Source organism: Clostridium chromiireducens (assembly GCF_003575225.1).
GTDB classification, from domain to species: Bacteria; Bacillota; Clostridia; order Clostridiales; family Clostridiaceae; genus Clostridium; species Clostridium chromiireducens.
The window spans coordinates 638,792-655,752 of the sequence record NZ_QXDJ01000002.1 but is presented as its reverse complement, the minus strand read 5'-3'; the positions used below and the strand labels follow the sequence as shown (position 1 = coordinate 655,752).

The 16,961-nt window shown below is 29.8% G+C and carries 20 protein-coding genes; 5 read left to right on the top strand and 15 right to left on the bottom strand.

Features of this window, described 5'->3' with window-relative positions; translation table 11 throughout:
- Positions 1-86 precede the first annotated feature (86 nt).
- From D2A34_RS08310 to D2A34_RS26615, 4 genes are all read right to left on the bottom strand, one after another.
- Positions 87-650: a TetR/AcrR family transcriptional regulator gene (locus D2A34_RS08310; RefSeq protein ID WP_119366296.1), complete on the bottom strand. Its 564-nt coding sequence runs from the start codon at positions 648-650 to the stop codon at positions 87-89.
- 112 nt (positions 651-762) lie between these two features.
- Positions 763-2,169, bottom strand: a complete 1,407-nt coding sequence (gene amrA / locus D2A34_RS08305) for an AmmeMemoRadiSam system protein A (RefSeq protein ID WP_119366295.1) — start codon at positions 2,167-2,169, stop codon at positions 763-765.
- A 28-nt stretch (positions 2,170-2,197) separates the two neighbouring features.
- Entirely contained in the window at positions 2,198-2,353 is a 156-nt protein-coding gene (locus tag D2A34_RS26620; RefSeq protein ID WP_182629325.1) for a hypothetical protein, read from the bottom strand.
- Positions 2,354-2,467: 114 nt separating this feature from the next.
- Positions 2,468-2,608 carry a hypothetical protein gene (locus tag D2A34_RS26615; protein WP_182629324.1) on the bottom strand — a complete coding sequence of 47 codons (141 nt, stop codon included), beginning with the start codon at positions 2,606-2,608 and terminating at the stop codon, positions 2,468-2,470.
- A gap of 321 nt (positions 2,609-2,929) precedes the next feature.
- Here D2A34_RS26615 and D2A34_RS08300 point away from each other — a divergent pair, with 321 nt between their 5' ends.
- A complete protein-coding gene (locus D2A34_RS08300) occupies positions 2,930-4,933 on the top strand; it encodes a KUP/HAK/KT family potassium transporter (RefSeq protein WP_119366294.1) in 2,004 nt (667 codons plus the stop codon).
- Between the two features lie 73 nt (positions 4,934-5,006).
- Here D2A34_RS08300 and D2A34_RS08295 read toward each other — a convergent pair whose 3' ends face one another.
- Both D2A34_RS08295 and D2A34_RS27405 read right to left on the bottom strand, forming a co-directional pair.
- Positions 5,007-5,483: an N-acetylmuramoyl-L-alanine amidase family protein gene (locus tag D2A34_RS08295; RefSeq protein ID WP_119366293.1), complete on the bottom strand. Its 477-nt coding sequence runs from the start codon at positions 5,481-5,483 to the stop codon at positions 5,007-5,009.
- A gap of 120 nt (positions 5,484-5,603) precedes the next feature.
- A complete protein-coding gene (locus D2A34_RS27405) occupies positions 5,604-5,849 on the bottom strand; it encodes a tautomerase family protein (RefSeq protein ID WP_119366292.1) in 246 nt (81 codons plus the stop codon).
- Between the two features lie 480 nt (positions 5,850-6,329).
- Between D2A34_RS27405 and D2A34_RS08285 the strand changes: the two genes are divergently transcribed.
- Positions 6,330-6,737, top strand: a complete 408-nt coding sequence (locus D2A34_RS08285; protein ID WP_119366291.1) for a secondary thiamine-phosphate synthase enzyme YjbQ — start codon at positions 6,330-6,332, stop codon at positions 6,735-6,737.
- Between the two features lie 48 nt (positions 6,738-6,785).
- Here D2A34_RS08285 and D2A34_RS08280 read toward each other — a convergent pair whose 3' ends face one another.
- From D2A34_RS08280 to D2A34_RS08255, 6 genes are all read right to left on the bottom strand, one after another.
- A complete protein-coding gene (locus D2A34_RS08280; RefSeq protein ID WP_079441986.1) occupies positions 6,786-6,995 on the bottom strand; it encodes a heavy-metal-associated domain-containing protein in 210 nt (69 codons plus the stop codon).
- Between the two features lie 132 nt (positions 6,996-7,127).
- Entirely contained in the window at positions 7,128-7,808 is a 681-nt protein-coding gene (locus tag D2A34_RS08275) for a GTP pyrophosphokinase (protein ID WP_079441987.1), read from the bottom strand.
- Between the two features lie 126 nt (positions 7,809-7,934).
- Positions 7,935-8,672: an SH3 domain-containing protein gene (locus tag D2A34_RS08270; RefSeq protein WP_119366290.1), complete on the bottom strand. Its 738-nt coding sequence runs from the start codon at positions 8,670-8,672 to the stop codon at positions 7,935-7,937.
- 202 nt (positions 8,673-8,874) lie between these two features.
- Positions 8,875-9,651 (bottom strand): endonuclease/exonuclease/phosphatase family protein, encoded by a 777-nt coding sequence (locus D2A34_RS08265; protein ID WP_119366289.1) that lies wholly within the window; start codon positions 9,649-9,651, stop codon positions 8,875-8,877.
- A gap of 82 nt (positions 9,652-9,733) precedes the next feature.
- A complete protein-coding gene (locus tag D2A34_RS08260; RefSeq protein WP_119366288.1) occupies positions 9,734-10,174 on the bottom strand; it encodes a phage tail protein in 441 nt (146 codons plus the stop codon).
- 140 nt (positions 10,175-10,314) lie between these two features.
- Positions 10,315-10,980 (bottom strand): HAD-IA family hydrolase, encoded by a 666-nt coding sequence (locus tag D2A34_RS08255; protein WP_119366287.1) that lies wholly within the window; start codon positions 10,978-10,980, stop codon positions 10,315-10,317.
- A 310-nt stretch (positions 10,981-11,290) separates the two neighbouring features.
- Here D2A34_RS08255 and D2A34_RS08250 point away from each other — a divergent pair, with 310 nt between their 5' ends.
- Positions 11,291-11,836 (top strand): NADH peroxidase, encoded by a 546-nt coding sequence (locus D2A34_RS08250; protein ID WP_079441991.1) that lies wholly within the window; start codon positions 11,291-11,293, stop codon positions 11,834-11,836.
- 44 nt (positions 11,837-11,880) lie between these two features.
- Positions 11,881-12,198: a DUF1540 domain-containing protein gene (locus D2A34_RS08245; protein WP_079441992.1), complete on the top strand. Its 318-nt coding sequence runs from the start codon at positions 11,881-11,883 to the stop codon at positions 12,196-12,198.
- Positions 12,199-12,445: 247 nt separating this feature from the next.
- Here the strand turns inward: D2A34_RS08245 and D2A34_RS08240 are convergent, their stop codons facing one another.
- A complete protein-coding gene (locus D2A34_RS08240; protein ID WP_119366286.1) occupies positions 12,446-12,937 on the bottom strand; it encodes an HD domain-containing protein in 492 nt (163 codons plus the stop codon).
- A gap of 451 nt (positions 12,938-13,388) precedes the next feature.
- Between D2A34_RS08240 and D2A34_RS08235 the strand changes: the two genes are divergently transcribed.
- Positions 13,389-14,507 (top strand): DNRLRE domain-containing protein, encoded by a 1,119-nt coding sequence (locus D2A34_RS08235; RefSeq protein WP_182629323.1) that lies wholly within the window; start codon positions 13,389-13,391, stop codon positions 14,505-14,507.
- A 685-nt stretch (positions 14,508-15,192) separates the two neighbouring features.
- On the opposite strand, the gene ribH is transcribed toward D2A34_RS08235, so the two are convergent.
- Together ribH and D2A34_RS08225 are read right to left on the bottom strand one after the other, a co-directional pair.
- A complete protein-coding gene (ribH, locus tag D2A34_RS08230) occupies positions 15,193-15,657 on the bottom strand; it encodes a 6,7-dimethyl-8-ribityllumazine synthase (protein ID WP_079441995.1) in 465 nt (154 codons plus the stop codon).
- 55 nt (positions 15,658-15,712) lie between these two features.
- Complete coding sequence (locus D2A34_RS08225) at positions 15,713-16,906, bottom strand: bifunctional 3,4-dihydroxy-2-butanone-4-phosphate synthase/GTP cyclohydrolase II (protein WP_079441996.1); 1,194 nt, start codon at positions 16,904-16,906, stop codon at positions 15,713-15,715.
- Between the last annotated feature and the right edge of the window lie 55 nt (positions 16,907-16,961).

The window sequence follows — 16,961 nt, the reverse complement described above, 5'->3', positions numbered from 1 at the left end:
TTTAAATATTTGTTCAATATTAGCGAGATACTTTTTGCAATTTTTTGCTTACAAACTTCTCTCGCTTTAATTCTTTTGATTACAGTTTACATTAACAAAGCATTCTGTATAATTTTAATCAATTCTTTAAGTAACTCATCTTTCTCATTTTCTTCAATGCATTGATTAATTGCAATTGATTTTGCTGGATAAAAAAGTAGTGCTCTTAAATTATCGTTTTGAAAGTTTTTGAATACTTTTTTTTCCTTCATTCCATCCAAGAAATCATTAAGATTATTTATTCCTTTTCTTGTTAAACATTGATTAGATAAAGCTGGACAGTTTGAAAATTGATCTACGAAATGAAAAATCTCACTGTGCTCTCTAATATATATATAGTATTCTTTAACAAGCACTTCTATTAATTGTGGTCCATCCATGTAATCACCGAGCTTATTAAGAACATAATTAAAAATTTCTTCACTATACTCCAGGTATATATCCTGTAACATTACCTCTTTATTTTCATAATAAATATAAACTGTTGCTGGAGAAACTCCTGCTTCCTTTGCAATTTTTGAAATGGAAGTACCATGGAAACCTTCTTTAAGTATCAGCTTAATTACGGCTTCTTTTATGCTTTTTTCCTTCCCATCATCTTTCCTTCTCATTTAAACACCTCTATTATATTTCTATAATAAACGAACATTCTTTTATTGTCAAGAGGTGTTTAACTTTTTTTATAAATTAATGTTTAAATATGTCAATATATGATTTTTAAACTTAATCCTCTTTATACCTTACAACCTCAAATCTTTTTATGTTATAGTCATCATCAAAATCTATACCTGCTTTATCACAAGCAATTTGTAACTGTTCCTCTACAGTATCTACACCTTCAAGATCTGGTAATAGTAATCCGCGTCTCACGCCAGAAGACACAATAACTCCATATCTTTTAGGATCTAAATCTTCTTTGCTACATGGCTCTGAATCCATAAGCACATCTACGGATATATCAATCTCATTCATCTCATCTTCTAAAACTTCTGGAAATCTTGGATCATGCATCGCAGCCTCTATAGAATTTCTGATAATTTCTTCTCCAACTGAATCTGTAGTAGGTGATATAGTACCTATACATCCTCTAAGATTACCAAATTTTTTTAAAGATACAAAAACCCCATGTTTTTCATTCAAAAGCTCATCTGGTAAATTTGATGTATCTTCTAAACTTTTTCCATGAGAGAAATAATGATTTAAATTTTCCCTAGCGAGTTTTACATAAGGGTTGTTACCACTTAACTTTCTTTCAAGTTTCTCTTCCTTATGCTTTATCAATTCTTCTAAATAGTTCTTCTTACCTTCTTGCCTTTTTAGTTTCATTACTCCATAACCTACGCCAAATGTTCCTTCATAAGATAATAATTCCCCTTTTATTTCTCTCCCTTCCATAGCACCAAGAAGTATATATACAGAATTTAGTCCACATTGCCCTGCTTCTTCAACCATAGTTTTATTCATATTAAAAGCTTCGAGTACATCGCCTCTTTCAAGATTATATAAAAGCTCACGATCAAACTTTTCTCCATATGGTGAATATGAATAAGGACCTTCATTCTTAAGCTTATGAGATAAATCCCCACTTGCTATTACTATTGCCTTTCTATTTAATTCTTCTGCCACCCTTCTTACTTCCATACCAAATTTATATAAGTTAATATCTCCTATCATTGAATATGTAATATGGACTAATTTATATTCATTATAGTATTTATTTATAAAATACAACGGAACAATCGTGCCATGATCTAATTCATAATCTACATTATACCTTTTTAATAAATCGGTAGTCACAAGAACAGATGGAATTCCTTCTAAATGACAAGCTGTTCCAAGCTTAATATTAAACTCTTTATCTATGGGCATATCCATTTTTATATTAGTACACCTAAACTGACTTAAATCTCCAGAAATTCTTTCTTCATCAGATATAGCTATAGCATCTGAAAACATTGTAGCATGTGGGGTTATAATTATAATTGTATATGGCTTAATATCAGCTATCTCCCGCCCTATTTGATTACAAGCTAAACTTGTATCCTCTATTTTTTTCTCTTCTCCTTTACCTATGTCTGGAATAATTATCGGTGGATGCGGCATTAAATAATAGCCTAATATATTCTCCATTTTCTCACCTCTTAGCCATTTAATTAATCTACTCTATATCTCTAGATTTTTCATGGGCTCTAACCTTTTCTAAATAATCTTTTTGCTCCACTATATTTTCTTCAAAGTTTTCCACTGCATGCTTAGTGAAATTTCCCACTCTCATTATATTACTAAATTTATCTCCATCATTATTTCTACTCACAGTAAATACCTCCTTAATATTAATCAAATTATTAAAATCAATTTAGTTTTAGATAACAATATCTATACATTAGTATTTCAAAAGGATACAATTTTATTAGTTATAAAATTCCTCTTATTTTCTATCTTTTTCAATTCTTTCATTATCTTTTTTTACAACTATTTCTCCAGAATAATGAAAATTCTGAATTGTAGTGGTTAAATCACTGCCCAGGCTACTAATACTCTTCTCTTTATCATATGGTTTATGCTTCATAGTCTTCCTCTCCTTTATATGTTAATTAATTAAGTTTTTTATATCGATTCCTTAAAATAATAAGTGTGCATTTTAGAATTCGTTATATATAGTAGTATGTACTTTTAAAAAAATAAAACTATAAATGAAAACTTTTTCTTCTTAAAACTAGTTTGACTTATTTTTCTCAAAAGTGGTATGATAATTATTGTTTTAAATTTAAGTTTCTATATGTTTTTTAATTAAGTTATATATTACTTTACACCTAAGAAAATAAGTAATAACTATATATAAACTCAGATTATACCTAAATAACTATTATTAATGCAAAGGACGATTATCATGAAATCAACTATGAAAAAGAATGATGTCACAAAACTAACAATAGGAGGTATTTTAGTAACGCTAGGAGTGGTTTACGGAGACATTGGAACTTCACCACTTTATGTAATCAAATCAATTCTCGAGGGTAATGGTGGCTTAGAAAATATATCTGAAAATTTTATACTAGGGTCATTGTCACTGATTTTTTGGACAATAACAATTTTAACAACTATAAAATATGTTCTTATTACTTTAAAAGCAGATAATAAAGGAGAAGGTGGAATCTTTTCTCTTTTCACTTTAGTTCGTAGGCGTGCAAAGTGGCTTATTATACCAGCTATGATTGGTGGTTCTGCGCTTCTTGCTGATGGAATGCTAACGCCAGCAGTAACTGTTACTTCAGCAATTGAAGGATTAAATTTAATTCCAAGCTTTAGCAATACTTTTGGTAGCAATCAAAATGATATTGTTGCAATTGTAATAGTCATCATAAGTGCACTCTTTTTTATTCAACATTTTGGTACTGATTTAATCGGAAAAGTATTCGGTCCAGTTATGCTTGTTTGGTTTTCTTCGTTAGCGATCTTCGGAATTATAAATATTTCTCATGATTGGACATTATTGCGTGCACTATCTCCACATTACGCAATTCAAACTTTATTTAGTGCTGAAAATAAGTCCGGATTTTTTATTCTAGGTAGTATATTTTTAGCAACAACTGGTGCGGAAGCTCTTTATTCAGATCTTGGACATGTTGGCAAATATAACATTTACGGTTCTTGGCCTTTTGTAAAAATATGTTTGTTATTAAATTATTTTGGTCAAGGAGCTTGGATACTAGCATCTAAAAACAATCCAGCTTTTCTTGGGGTTGAAGGTTTAAATCCATTTTATCAAATTATTCCACATAATTTTTTAATTTATGGAATAATTATTTCAACCCTTGCCGCAATAATTGCTTCTCAAGCGTTGATTTCCGGATCATTTACCCTTGTTTCTGAAGCTATTAAATTGAATTTATTTCCTAGATTACATACTATGTATCCATCTAGTTCCAAAGGACAATTGTACTTACCAACAATTAATAAACTTTTATGGGCAGTTTGCATTGGAGTAGTTCTTTATTTTAAAAGTTCTGCTCATATGGAAGCAGCATATGGATTATCAATTACTGTAACCATGTTAATGACAACAATTTTATTATTTAACTATTTATTGAAGAAAAAAACTCCATTTATTGTTGCTGTAATTATACTTATTTTCTTTAGTGCTTTAGAATTTTCATTCTTTATTGCAAACATAGTTAAATTCATGCATGGAGGTTTTATAGCAGCTTTAATAGCATTAGGAATTTTATCTGTAATGTACATTTGGATTAAGGGCTATTATGTTAAAATGCGATTATTAGAAACTGTTTCAATTGAAGATTATAAAGATCAATTAAATCAGTTACGCAAAGATAATGATCGCCCTAAGTATACAACTAACCTTGTATGTTTAACTAGTTATAAAGATCCTAAGAAAATTGAAAGAACAATAATGTATTCTATTCTAGATAAAAGGCCTAAAAAAGCAGATGTTTACTGGTTCGTTAATATTGTTGTTACTGATGAGCCTTATGTAGCAGAATATTCTGTTGATACTTTAGGAACATTATATATTGTAAAAGTACAGATAAAACTTGGATTTAGGGTTGAACAAAAGCTGAATGTTTTTCTTCGTCAAATCTCAACCGAGCTTGTTGAGAATGGTGAAATAAAAATCCAAGCTAGAAATTATACAACTATGCCTGATAGAAAAGTTGGTGATTTCCGTTTCCTATTAATTCAAGAGCAGCTTTCATACGAAACAGAACTAGGTTTTTGGGAAGAATTCATACTTAAATCAAAATTATTTATAAAAAAATATACAGTTTCACCTGCAAAGTGGTTTGGTCTTGAGACAAGTGATGTTGATATCGAAAATGTTCCATTATTTCCTGGTACCCATGCTCATACAATATTAAAAAGAACTCCAAAATAGTTCTATTATTATCTTTTTACTAATAATACTGCCCACAATTTAGTTGGCAGTATTATTAATATAATTTAATATACTATTTTTTATTTATGCTTCCTTCTTGCCATGCTCCATCCGGCCCTAAATAATATGAACCAACATATACATCCTTAACCATTACTCCAGAAGTATTTAAGTAATATAGATTACCATTATACTCAAGCCACCCTGTTATCATTTCCCCAGAGCTATTTAAATAACGCCATCTCCCCTTCTCTTCGATCCATCCTGTTAACATCTTTCCTGTCCTTGGATCTAAATAGTACCATTTTCCCTCACTTTTAATCCAACCTGTTTTTATCATCCCATTATCATCTAAGTAATACCAATTCCCCTTATCTTTGCACCACCCTGTCTGTATTGAAGGTCCGCTATAGTAACGCCAGCTATTATTACTATTCGTCCACCCATTAGTTTCTCCGTAAACTTCTAGTTCATTAAGTACTCCAAAACACCCTATGCTTAAGAATATTAACAAAATAATCATTAAGTTTTTAATAAAAATGTTTTTCATTATCTTTTCATCCTTTCACTTAAGAAAATTTATCCCATGTAATATTCTTATTAACATAATATAAAAAATAGAATCAGAAAATACATACATAAAAAGAACGTAGCATTTGGTTTTGCTACGTCACTTCAATTCATCTTCACTTGGTTTATATCCAGGTCTTTTATACAAGCTTTTTTCATTCTCAATAATATCTTTTTTGTAAACTTCTTTTGCCCAATCATCACGTGAAATCTCCTCAATGGCAACAGAAATACTACTTTCACTCAAATTTAAACTTTCTGAAACTACTGATGTAATTTTTTCTGCAAGATTTATCTTTTGATCCTCACTTCTTCCAGGATAAAGCTTTACAATTACATGTGGCATAATACTCCTCCTCTGTAACATTATATTTAATATTATCATATTTCATAATAACTCAACAATAATTTATTAAATTTTATAAATTATTCTAGCTTATTTTACTTAATTTATATTATTATATTTATAGATTTATTTAATTAATTTATTATAGATATAAGAATTAGAAATTCTGCTTATATTTAGAATAACTATCACTACGCATTAAATTTAAGTGTATCACTATACTAGAAATAAGTAACATATTGTTTGCAGTGTTTCATTGGAATTTTGATGGTAATGATTCCCGACTAGAGGTTGTTCCACAATGCTTGTTCAACGCTTGTCGTTGAGGCAAGCATTGTGGGTACAACTTCTAGTCTCAGAATCATCCATTAAAATTCCTAGAAACCGAAACACAATATGTTACTTATTTCGGCAAGTTACACCTAAACCTAATTTACGTATTGGATATCTATAATTAAAATATTGTTAAGGAGGAGTTTTATGTCGAACTTATTTAAGCATTCTATTGCAATTAATCCTAGGCAGACTCTTATGAAAATAACTTCATATATAAAAGAGGATATTAAAGCGAGTAATGTTCAAGATGGAATCGTAGTTGTTTATTGCCCTCATACAACGGCTGGAATTACTGTGAACGAAAATGCAGATCCAGATGTAGTTCACGATCTAATTTATGGATTTGAAAAAGTCTACCCAACTCATGACTCTAACTACAAACATTTTGAAGGCAACTCACATTCACACCTAAAATCATCTACTGTAGGTGCCTCTCAAACATTTATTTTACACAACGGAAATATAATTCTGGGAAGATGGCAGGACGTATATTTTTGTGAATTCGATGGTCCACGTGATAGAATATTTTATGTGAAAATATTAGAGGGATAATATTTAAAGAGGGCTGTAATTTTTTACACCCCTCTTTAATATAAAATATTATCCCTGCTTAACATTATGTCCTGTATTTTCTATACAACCTCTAATTTCTTGCTCAGTAGCTGGAGAATTATATATAACCTCAACACTTCCACGTGCAAGATCTACGCATACCTGATTTACGCCTTCTATTTTTTCTAGTGCATTTTTAACTTGCGTCTTCATGTTCTCATTTGCTAATCCATCAACAATATAATGTTCTCTTTCCATACACACTATTCTCCTTTGCATTAAATTTACAAGTATAGTATGTTCAAAATCTTCTTATTATATATAATAACTATAAAATAATTCATCTAGATTTTTTTGGAACCTGGTCAGCATCATTTGCACCTGCCACTCTTACATTAAATTTTCTACCTCTCTTTGAATATCTTGCATTCTCATATCAGTTGATGCTATAAGATCTGCACATTCTTTTAAATCTTGAGTAATATGTATTGGCCCTTCTCCGGACGTCTTATAATATAGTTTATGTTCAAGGCTTGCCCAAAAATCCATTGCAATAGTTCTTATCTGCACTTCAACCCTTACTTGCTCCACATGATCCGAAAAAAATATAGGTACTTCTATAACTAAATGAAGACTTCTATATCCGTTTGGTTTTGGCGATTTTATATAATCTTTTTCTTCAATAAGTGTTATATCATCCTGCCTTATAAGCATTTTAGCAATATCATATATATCACCAACAAAGGAACATATTACTCTTATACCTGCAATATCATTTAAATTTTTTTTCGCCGACTCAATGCCCATTTCAAAACCTTTACGCCTAAGCTTATCCATAATACTTCCTGGTGTTTTAACCCTAGACTTCATATATTCTATAGGATTTCTTTTTCTCTTAATTTTAAGTTCATCATCTAATATATCTAACTTTGTCTTTACTTCTTTTATAGCTGAACGATATATAAGCAGTGTTTCATTCATCGCTTCAATTTTTTCTTCGACTAATTCTGGTGACATATTCATATCTGCACTCCCTAAAAATACCTGTTCAATCTCTTTTGCCATATCCATAAGCCTCTTGTCCTCCATCTTCAACAAGACTATTCTGTAAATGTATAATTGACTCGTATTTTCCATATTTATTTCTTTAGTACTAACACCATTTTAATTGAATATAAGGAAAACTTCAAGGTACTATTATTTCATCATGTACACTATGGTTTCTTTTCTTCCAAATTCCTTAACTTGCTCGTGATCCGGTAACCAAACATCCACAATATGTATTCCATTATTTTTAATCACAACAGCACCTCCTCTATCCTCCACATCAAATATCCCATCTTCTTTATAATATTTTAGTTCTGGAATAAAAAGCTTACTCCCTAATGGGATATCTTTAGGCGCAGCAACAATACCTATTCTAGTATGTGTTTGCATCGCCGTTTCCGCACCCCACGCCTCTGAACATATGGCGCAATTACAGTAAGCAGTCAATTCCACTTTAATAGGTATAGGAGTTTTTATAATATTTTCAATTATTGATTTTTTATTATGAATTTCATCGTAAGTCGGATTGGGTGGAGCTTTCTCATATTCTTCAATATATTTATCTTTCACATAACCTACAACATCATTATATTGTATCTTATACCAAGAATTATTTTTCTCTAGGATGCTAAATGTCATCCCATTATATAAATAATTATCTGCAGGACTATTTAAATTAGGTTCCTCTCTAATACACAAATTAGAATCAACATTTACTACCTGTCCATATTTTTTAATTGTTGAGCCAGAGCTCAGTATTTTTTCGCTATTCTTACCTGAATCGTTTGCTTCATCACTTATTACAAATTTATAATAACCAGCTATCCCTCCTAAAACAATTGCCAAACATATATATGTAGCACATACGTACTTTTCTAATCTCGACAATAAATCATTCCTCTCTATATTATCATGCGAAGTTCAAATATCTTACATCTTCTGTAATAACGTAGATTTACAGTATATCCTATTATATTATATCTTTGCATTGTTTAAAAGTTATATCTTAATAAGCTAGTAACTCCCTAAATACCTACCAAAAATAAAACCTTGATGATCATTTAAGAATATCAAGGTTCTATTTTAAAATTTATTTAATTTTTATGTCTGTTATTAATGGATAATGATCTGATGGATATTTCCCATTGATATTATACTTAATTATTTCAGCATTAACTACTTCTATTTCTTTTGATACAAATATATAATCAATATGAACTCCATTTTGCGTCCTTTTAAATTTATCTCTTGTAGATTCTTTATACAATTCTTTGTTTATATCTTGTACAGCTGTAAACTCTTCCTTAGAAAATTTTCCAGACTTAAAGCTTTTTATTAATTTACTATCTGGCGTGTCATTAAAATCACCCATTAATATAATTGGAAGAGCCTCTTTTTCTTGCTCTTTATCAATTACTTCCATAATCCTTTTTAATCCATACTCTCTTGTTTTTTGAAATAGGTTATCTAAATGAGAATTATAAACTCTAATCTTTTTACCCTCTACCGTCTTTATCACTGCGGTAGTAGCGATTCTCGGTACATAAGAATACCATACCTTACTTCCAACTTCATTAGGAGTTTCAGATAGCCAAAAGGTCTTATATTCTTGAATAGTATGTTTTTTAGAAATCAATAAATTGTTTCTTTCTGATGAAATTCTCTTACCTCTAGATTCTCCAACTATTTCGTATTCCTTCATACTCTTTTTCAGGTCATTAAACATATTATCTTTTACTTCTTGTGTTCCAATAATATCACATTTATACTCATCCATAACATGGTAAACCATACTTTTTCGATTATTCCATCTATCTCTGAAATCTCGTGGTGTATCACACCTTAGATTAAATGTCATTATCCTCATTTAATAACCTCTCTTCTATTGACTCAATTAGAACTATCTATCAATATAGAATTTAGTCATTCCAATAATTTTATTATGAAACCTATTTCCCACCATTTGAAGTCATTACATTTGCTGTATTATTATCAGTACTCACGTTTTCTGAAACTATAATTGCTGGAGCATTGAAATCGTATTTTTTATTTTCTACAGTAACAGAATTCGTAACCATTTTACCACTTTCATCAAAGTAGTACCAAAATCCCCCATTAGTCAACCAGCTATTATGCGCCATAGTTCCGTCTGACCATAAGTAATACCAGTTTTCATTATCCTTCAACCAACCTGTTCTCATTATTCCATCTTCTCTAAAATTGTACCATTTTCCATCAATTTGTTTCCATCCCTTTACCTTTACACCATTCTCAATCCACATAAGATTCTTACTTTTATCTTCCTTCCACTTGGCTGAAACAGCAAACGATGATAAACTTCCCATTATTGATGCAACTATTAATAAAGTTACCCCTAATCTTTTTATCATTTTAACACTCCCTTATTTTTTATTTCTTAACTATATATTACAATTAAATCTAATTTTTTTCAAATATAGTTAAATATAAAAAGAGTATAAATACAAATGAAAAAAATTTTTCTTACGTCTCATATAACAAATTTATAACCTTATAACTTCATTTGAATGAGGTAATTTAATAACTCCTCAGTACTCTTCACAATATGATCCGCTCTAGCCTGCGTTAATTCAATTACATCTCCATACCCGTAAAGCACACCTATTGATTTAATATTATTTTCTTTTGCTCCAATAATATCATGCTCTCTATCTCCTACCATGATAACTTTTGATGTATCTGATATTTTTGCTTCATTTAAAGCATATTTTATAACATCACCTTTGTTCACTCTAGTTTCCTCAAAATCTGCTCCAGCAGTAAATGTAAAATAATTATCTACTTTAAAATACTTTAATATTTCCTTTGCATATACTTCTGGTTTTGATGTAGCTAGTATGATCTTTTTATCTCTTTTCATAAGCGCTTCAAAAACTTCTACTATTCCATCATAAAGACTATTCTCATATATACCTTTTTTAGCGTAATATTCTCTATACTTTTTAAGTCCCATTTCAGCTTTTTCATCGTCAAAATTATAAAACCTCTTAAATGAATCTTTTAGCGGCGGTCCTATAAATTTATTTAAATCACTTAAATTATCCTCAATTATACCAAAATGTTTAAGCGCATATTGCACAGATTTAGTTATTCCTTCTCCTGAATCAGTTATTGTTCCATCTAGATCAAACAATATATATTCAAAATTATTATCCACTTTATAACTTCCTCCCTATGTATCTAATTTTCTATATTTCATCACTAGATTATATTATACTTGAAAATTCTGCATATACTCAACTATACATTAATTAAATTCTTATTACTAATAATTTAATTCAAAATGGTAATACTATTTCTTAGGGTTATATTAGACATATCCAAAAATGATAAATGAACTTTAGTATGTAGATTTTACCTCTTCGTAGGGGGTTCCTTATCTGTAATCTTACTAATAATCAATAATTCCTATTTTCATATGCCTTATATCACCTTGAAATATAATAAGTTTTATGGAGGAATTTTAAATGAAGAGATTTATTTGTACTATTTGTGGTTACATCCATGAAGGTAATAATCCACCTGATTTTTGCCCTATTTGTAAAGCAGGTGCAGACAAATTCAAGGAAATGGAAGATTCATTAAATTTTGCTGATGAACATAGAATTGGAGTTGCTAAAGATCTCAGTGATGAATTATTAGATGGATTAAGAGCTAACTTTACTGGTGAATGTACTGAAGTCGGAATGTATCTAGCAATGTCCCGTCAAGCTGATCGAGAAGGCTACCCTGAAGTAGCTGAGGCATACAAAAGAATTGCTTATGAAGAAGCTGATCATGCTGCAAGATTTGCAGAACTATTAGGTGAAGTTGTTGTTCCTGATACTAAATCTAATTTAAGTGCTAGAGTTGAGGCCGAATATGGTGCCTGCGAAGGAAAAAAGAAACTTGCAACTTTAGCTAAAGAACATAACTTAGATGCTATACACGATACTGTGCATGAAATGTGTAAAGATGAAGCTAGACACGGTAAAGCATTCAAAGGCTTGCTCGATAGATATTTTACCAAATAATACCATAATTAAAATTAAATTTATATTAAAGGAGTGTGTTTTTCGTGCAAAAAATTAATTGTGATGTAAATAATTGTTCACATAATAATAGCGGTGTATGTTATTCAAACAGGGTTGATATTGGAGGAATGTCTGCAAGTAGCGAGCGTAGAACTTGCTGTGGTTCATTCTTACATGCTGCTCACTACAGTGATTTAACTAATAACACAAATTCTAACGGACAATGTGATGCTTTAACCTGCAACGCTTATAATTGTACTCATAACTACAATAAACTTTGTAAGCTTGACTCTATAAACGTATCAGGTGATGGTGCACAAATATATGTTGAAACAAAATGTTCTAGTTTTGACTGCAAATAATAATTTTACAATGTAAGCCATTATAAATATCTTGATTAATATGTTGTATATAGGAGATATTAAAACTAACAATTCAATGCAAAAGTATTTTATTTTTAATCAAAACTCAAATTATTCTTTCCAAATAAATTCTAATTTTAACAATACTTATACATAAAAATATTATCATATTGAATTGTTGTTTTTATATCTTCCTATGACTAAAGGCAATTTTCTGTATTCAAGTACCTTTCAACCTATATTCCTATTATAAATATAAGTCTGTTAGAAACTGTATTCCTGCTTTTGTTTTGAAATACTTTTCTTTTATGCTTCTAATTTGAATATCTCTAATTTCATCTTCATAAATGTTAACTAAAAAGTCAGCTTCAATAAGTATTTGATAGTCAATGCCATCAATCTTACTATATGTGTGATGATGACCAATTAAATAACAAACTCTCTCTATAAATTTCTCATCAAAATTTAATTGTGAAAGCATTTCTCTTGCCACTGGAGGTCCCTCAATTTCTTGATAATTGCCAGCAGAAGATTTGTACTTTTCTTCACTCACCTTAATTCCAATATCATGCATCACAGCTGTAACTTCCAGCATATTTTGTGTGTCTTTATCTATACCCTCTAGTTCACCAATAGCTTTTGCAAATGAATATACCTTTAAAAAATGGTTTACTCTTCTTGGATCACCAGAATAATATTTAATCATTTCATTTATTATTATGCTTATACTTCCATTCATAGTACTTTATTGAGGATTATATTAATTTTCCTATCCTCAACCTAATTCACCTTCTTTCATTCTTTTATTCTAATTATAATTCATTATGTCAAAAAAGTAATTACTCTCAAGTCAATACTTACTTAATATACTATAAATTCTTTAATATAACATAAATTAATTCTTTGAAATTATGCATAAATCATATTTTATTCAAATATATATCAGTAGAAATATTTTAGGAGGGATTTTACATTCTATATGAGGATCTTATGATCACTGTTCTTCATTCGATATCCTCAAATATGATAATAGACAGAATAACCTGCCTACTATATTTGCACGTGATAAATCCTTAAATATACCTTCGATTAGAAATAAATATAACTTTAAATTTAACAATTAAATTGGTATATAATATAACTCATTTTGGGTTTACTCTAGAAATTTTATTTGTAAGGGGATGAAGTCGATGAAAAATTTAATAAAAATAAATTGTTCTGATACAACTTATGTTTGTAATTTCCGTCCAAACAGTAGCTTCTATAAAGATGAAAAACTATTTGTCGGTGTTGTTAAAGATAACTGGAAAAACTTGAATTTATATAAGTCTTTGTTTCAATTCTATATTTCTGATTTGCATATCTCTACATCAAAAAATATATATTTATTTTTATATTTAGAGAATATATATCCTACATCATGCAATAATATTAGTGTTTCAATTTCTGGTGATAACAGTGACTTTAATGTTTCAGACGTGAATTGGACAACACTTCCTAAAAAAAATTCTCTAGCCAAAATAAATATAAATATTCCTACTAAATCCGTGAAAAAATATTTAAAAATTGATATTTCCCATATTATAAAATCTCTCGATCCTTTTAGTAATAATTTTAATTTAATAATTGAATCTATGAATCTTAATACAGCTTCTATGCTTCAATTTAGTTCTGATAAATGTTCAAATTCACCTTATTTGGTTCTAGTAAAGAATGATGCCTGCGACAAATATCCTATTGATAATGATAACAATGTAAACGATACTCTTGATGATGAAAATTTAAATATTGAAGAAATTTCTACTGAAATTATAAATGAATTAAATGCACATAATCTAAAACTAGATTCTTTTGAAGAAAACTTAACCAATATCATGACTCATTTTGATGATATTAATTTAACTATTAAAAATACTACAACAGATGCAGAAAATAAGTTTAAGCCAACTTTAAATAAATTTGATCAGCACCTCTCGGATATTAATGATAGTATAAACCTATTAAAAGATTATATCGAAGACTTAGGTGCACGGGGAATTATAGATAACTCTGAATTATCAAGAGAATTTTTAACAGCACTACTTTCTGATTTAAGGGACTTAACTATAAATGAAATTTCTCAACTAAAAAATTCTGTAAATTATGATATTTTAGAATTTAAGAATTCTATTAACGATAGCATTTCAAATATAAACAACTCCATTGAAGGTATAGATGAAACTTTATCCTTTTTATCTGGTAAAATAACAAGGATATCTGAAATTGTGGAAAACTTAAATCCAAATAACTCTATAGATACCCAACTATAAGTTAGACTTATGAAATAATCCACCGAAAGCAGACACATTTTTGTTTCGCAGGACTATGAAAATCTCGCTGAAAGAGCTAAATTGCAGGTTGCGCCATTAATGCTTGCTCCCAATTTCATTGTGACAAGCATTAATGGAACAACCTACAATTAAGCTCTTTTAGCAGCTCATTTTCAAATGCCAGCTGCACAAAAATGTGTCTACTTTCTGGTATGGTATTTATTTCAAAGTATAAATCAAATTCATAGTTTGGATATCTATAAATAAATCTGAGCAGGTAGCTTAGATTTATGCAATAAACTCACCGAAATGAGTAATATACTTTTGTTCCAGTTTCTAATGATTTTTAATTGAGCAATGGATAACCGAATTACTTGCTTAAATATGCTTTTCTTTAAATTTACACTAAACAAAGAAATGGAATATATGTTTTTGCGAAGTGTTCATAAGAAGATTTTGCTGGCTGTGATTCTAGATTATAAGTTGTTCCAAATGTGCTTGTTCAAGGCCTAGTCCTTGAGGCAAGCACTTTGGGTACAACTTATAATCTTAGAATCACCTAGCCAAATCTTCGATGAACCGGAGCAAACACATATATTCCATTTCGTTTATTTGGCTGTAAACTTAAAATCATCTCTTAATGCAAGTATTTTTATATTTCGGTGATACACAATACCTTTATTTACTACTTAATATTATTTAATAAGTTGGCCATTTCTATAGCTGAAACTGCGCATTCATAGCCTTTATTGCCTGCCTTAGTTCCTGCTCTTTCAATAGCTTGCTCTATAGTATTTGTTGTAAGTACTCCAAATATTACTGGTTTCTCACTTTCAAGAGAAACGCTTGCTATTCCTTTTGATACTTCTGAGCAAACATAATCATAATGAGAAGTAGCTCCTTTTATTACAGCTCCCAAACAAATAACCGCATCATACTTAGAGTTTTTTGCCATTTTCTTAGCTACTAGTGGAATTTCAAAAGCACCTGGCACCCATGCAATATCAATGTCCTCTTCTTTTGCACCATGTCTTTTCAATCCATCTAGTGCACCCTCTAAAAGTTTACCTCCGATAAATTCATTAAATCTTCCTATAACTATTCCAAATTTTAATCCTTGTGATACTAAATTTCCTTCAAAAATATTCATTATATTTTCCTCCATTATGTTAAATTATTTTATAATATTGATATCTATTATTTTTTTATATATTTAATAAATGATTCATTCTCTCTTTTTTAGTTTTGAGATAAAGTTCATCATTCTTATTTGCTTCCATTTCTATTGGAACTCTTTCAATTACATTAATATCATTTTTTTCAAGTCCCTCAATTTTTGCTGGATTATTTGTAATTAATCTAATATTGTTTATTCCTAGAATTTTAAGCATATCTGCACTGATTTTATAATCCCTCATATCTTCCCTAAATCCTAAAGCTAGGTTTGCATCTACAGTATCTAATCCCGTGTCCTGAAGTGAATATGCTTTTAATTTATTTAATAATCCTATGCCTCTTCCTTCTTGCCTCATATATAAAAGTATCCCACGTTCCTCTTTCGATATCATTTCCATTGCTGCTGCATATTGCTCACCACAGTCACATTTTCTAGAACCTAATGCATCTCCTGTTAAACATTCAGAATGAACTCTTATAAGTACAGGCTCATCAGTTGTAATATCACCTTTGATTAAGGCTAAATGACACTTTGAAGAATTCTTTTCGCTAAATCCTATAACCTTAAAATCTCCGTATTTTGTTGGTAATTTAGCCTCTACTTCCCTTGTTACACTTAAGTGCTCTTGTTTCCTATACTCAATTAGATCTTCTATAGTTAATATCTTAAGATTATGTTCTTTTGCAAATTTCATTAAGTCATCACGCCTAGCCATAGTTCCATCATCATTTATTATTTCACATATAGCTGCCGCACCTTTAAAACCTGCAAGTTTGGCTAAATCTATTGAAGCCTCTGTATGGCCTATTCTCTCCAAAACTCCACCATTCTTAGCTATCAGTGGAAATACATGTCCTGGTCTTCTAAAATCATATTTTTCATTTGAAGTTGCAAGTTTATTTATTGTTAAAGATCTTTCATATGCAGATATTCCTGTTGTTGTATCTTTATGATCTATAGCAACTGTGAAGGCAGTCTCGTGATTATCGGTATTCTTTTCAACCATTGGATTTAAACCTAATTTAACTGCGATTTCTTCCTCAACCGGCGCACAAACCAAACCTCTTGCATACTTAATCATAAAATTTATATTTTCTGTGGTAGCCATCTCTGCTGGAACAACTAAATCGCCTTCATTTTCGCGTCCCTCATCATCAACAACTATTACCATTTTTCCTTGTTTAATATCTTTTATTCCTTCTTCTATACTATTGAACCTCATATTTATATCTCCTAACTCATTTATTACTCTATACTTAACTTTAATTCAAAGTTGT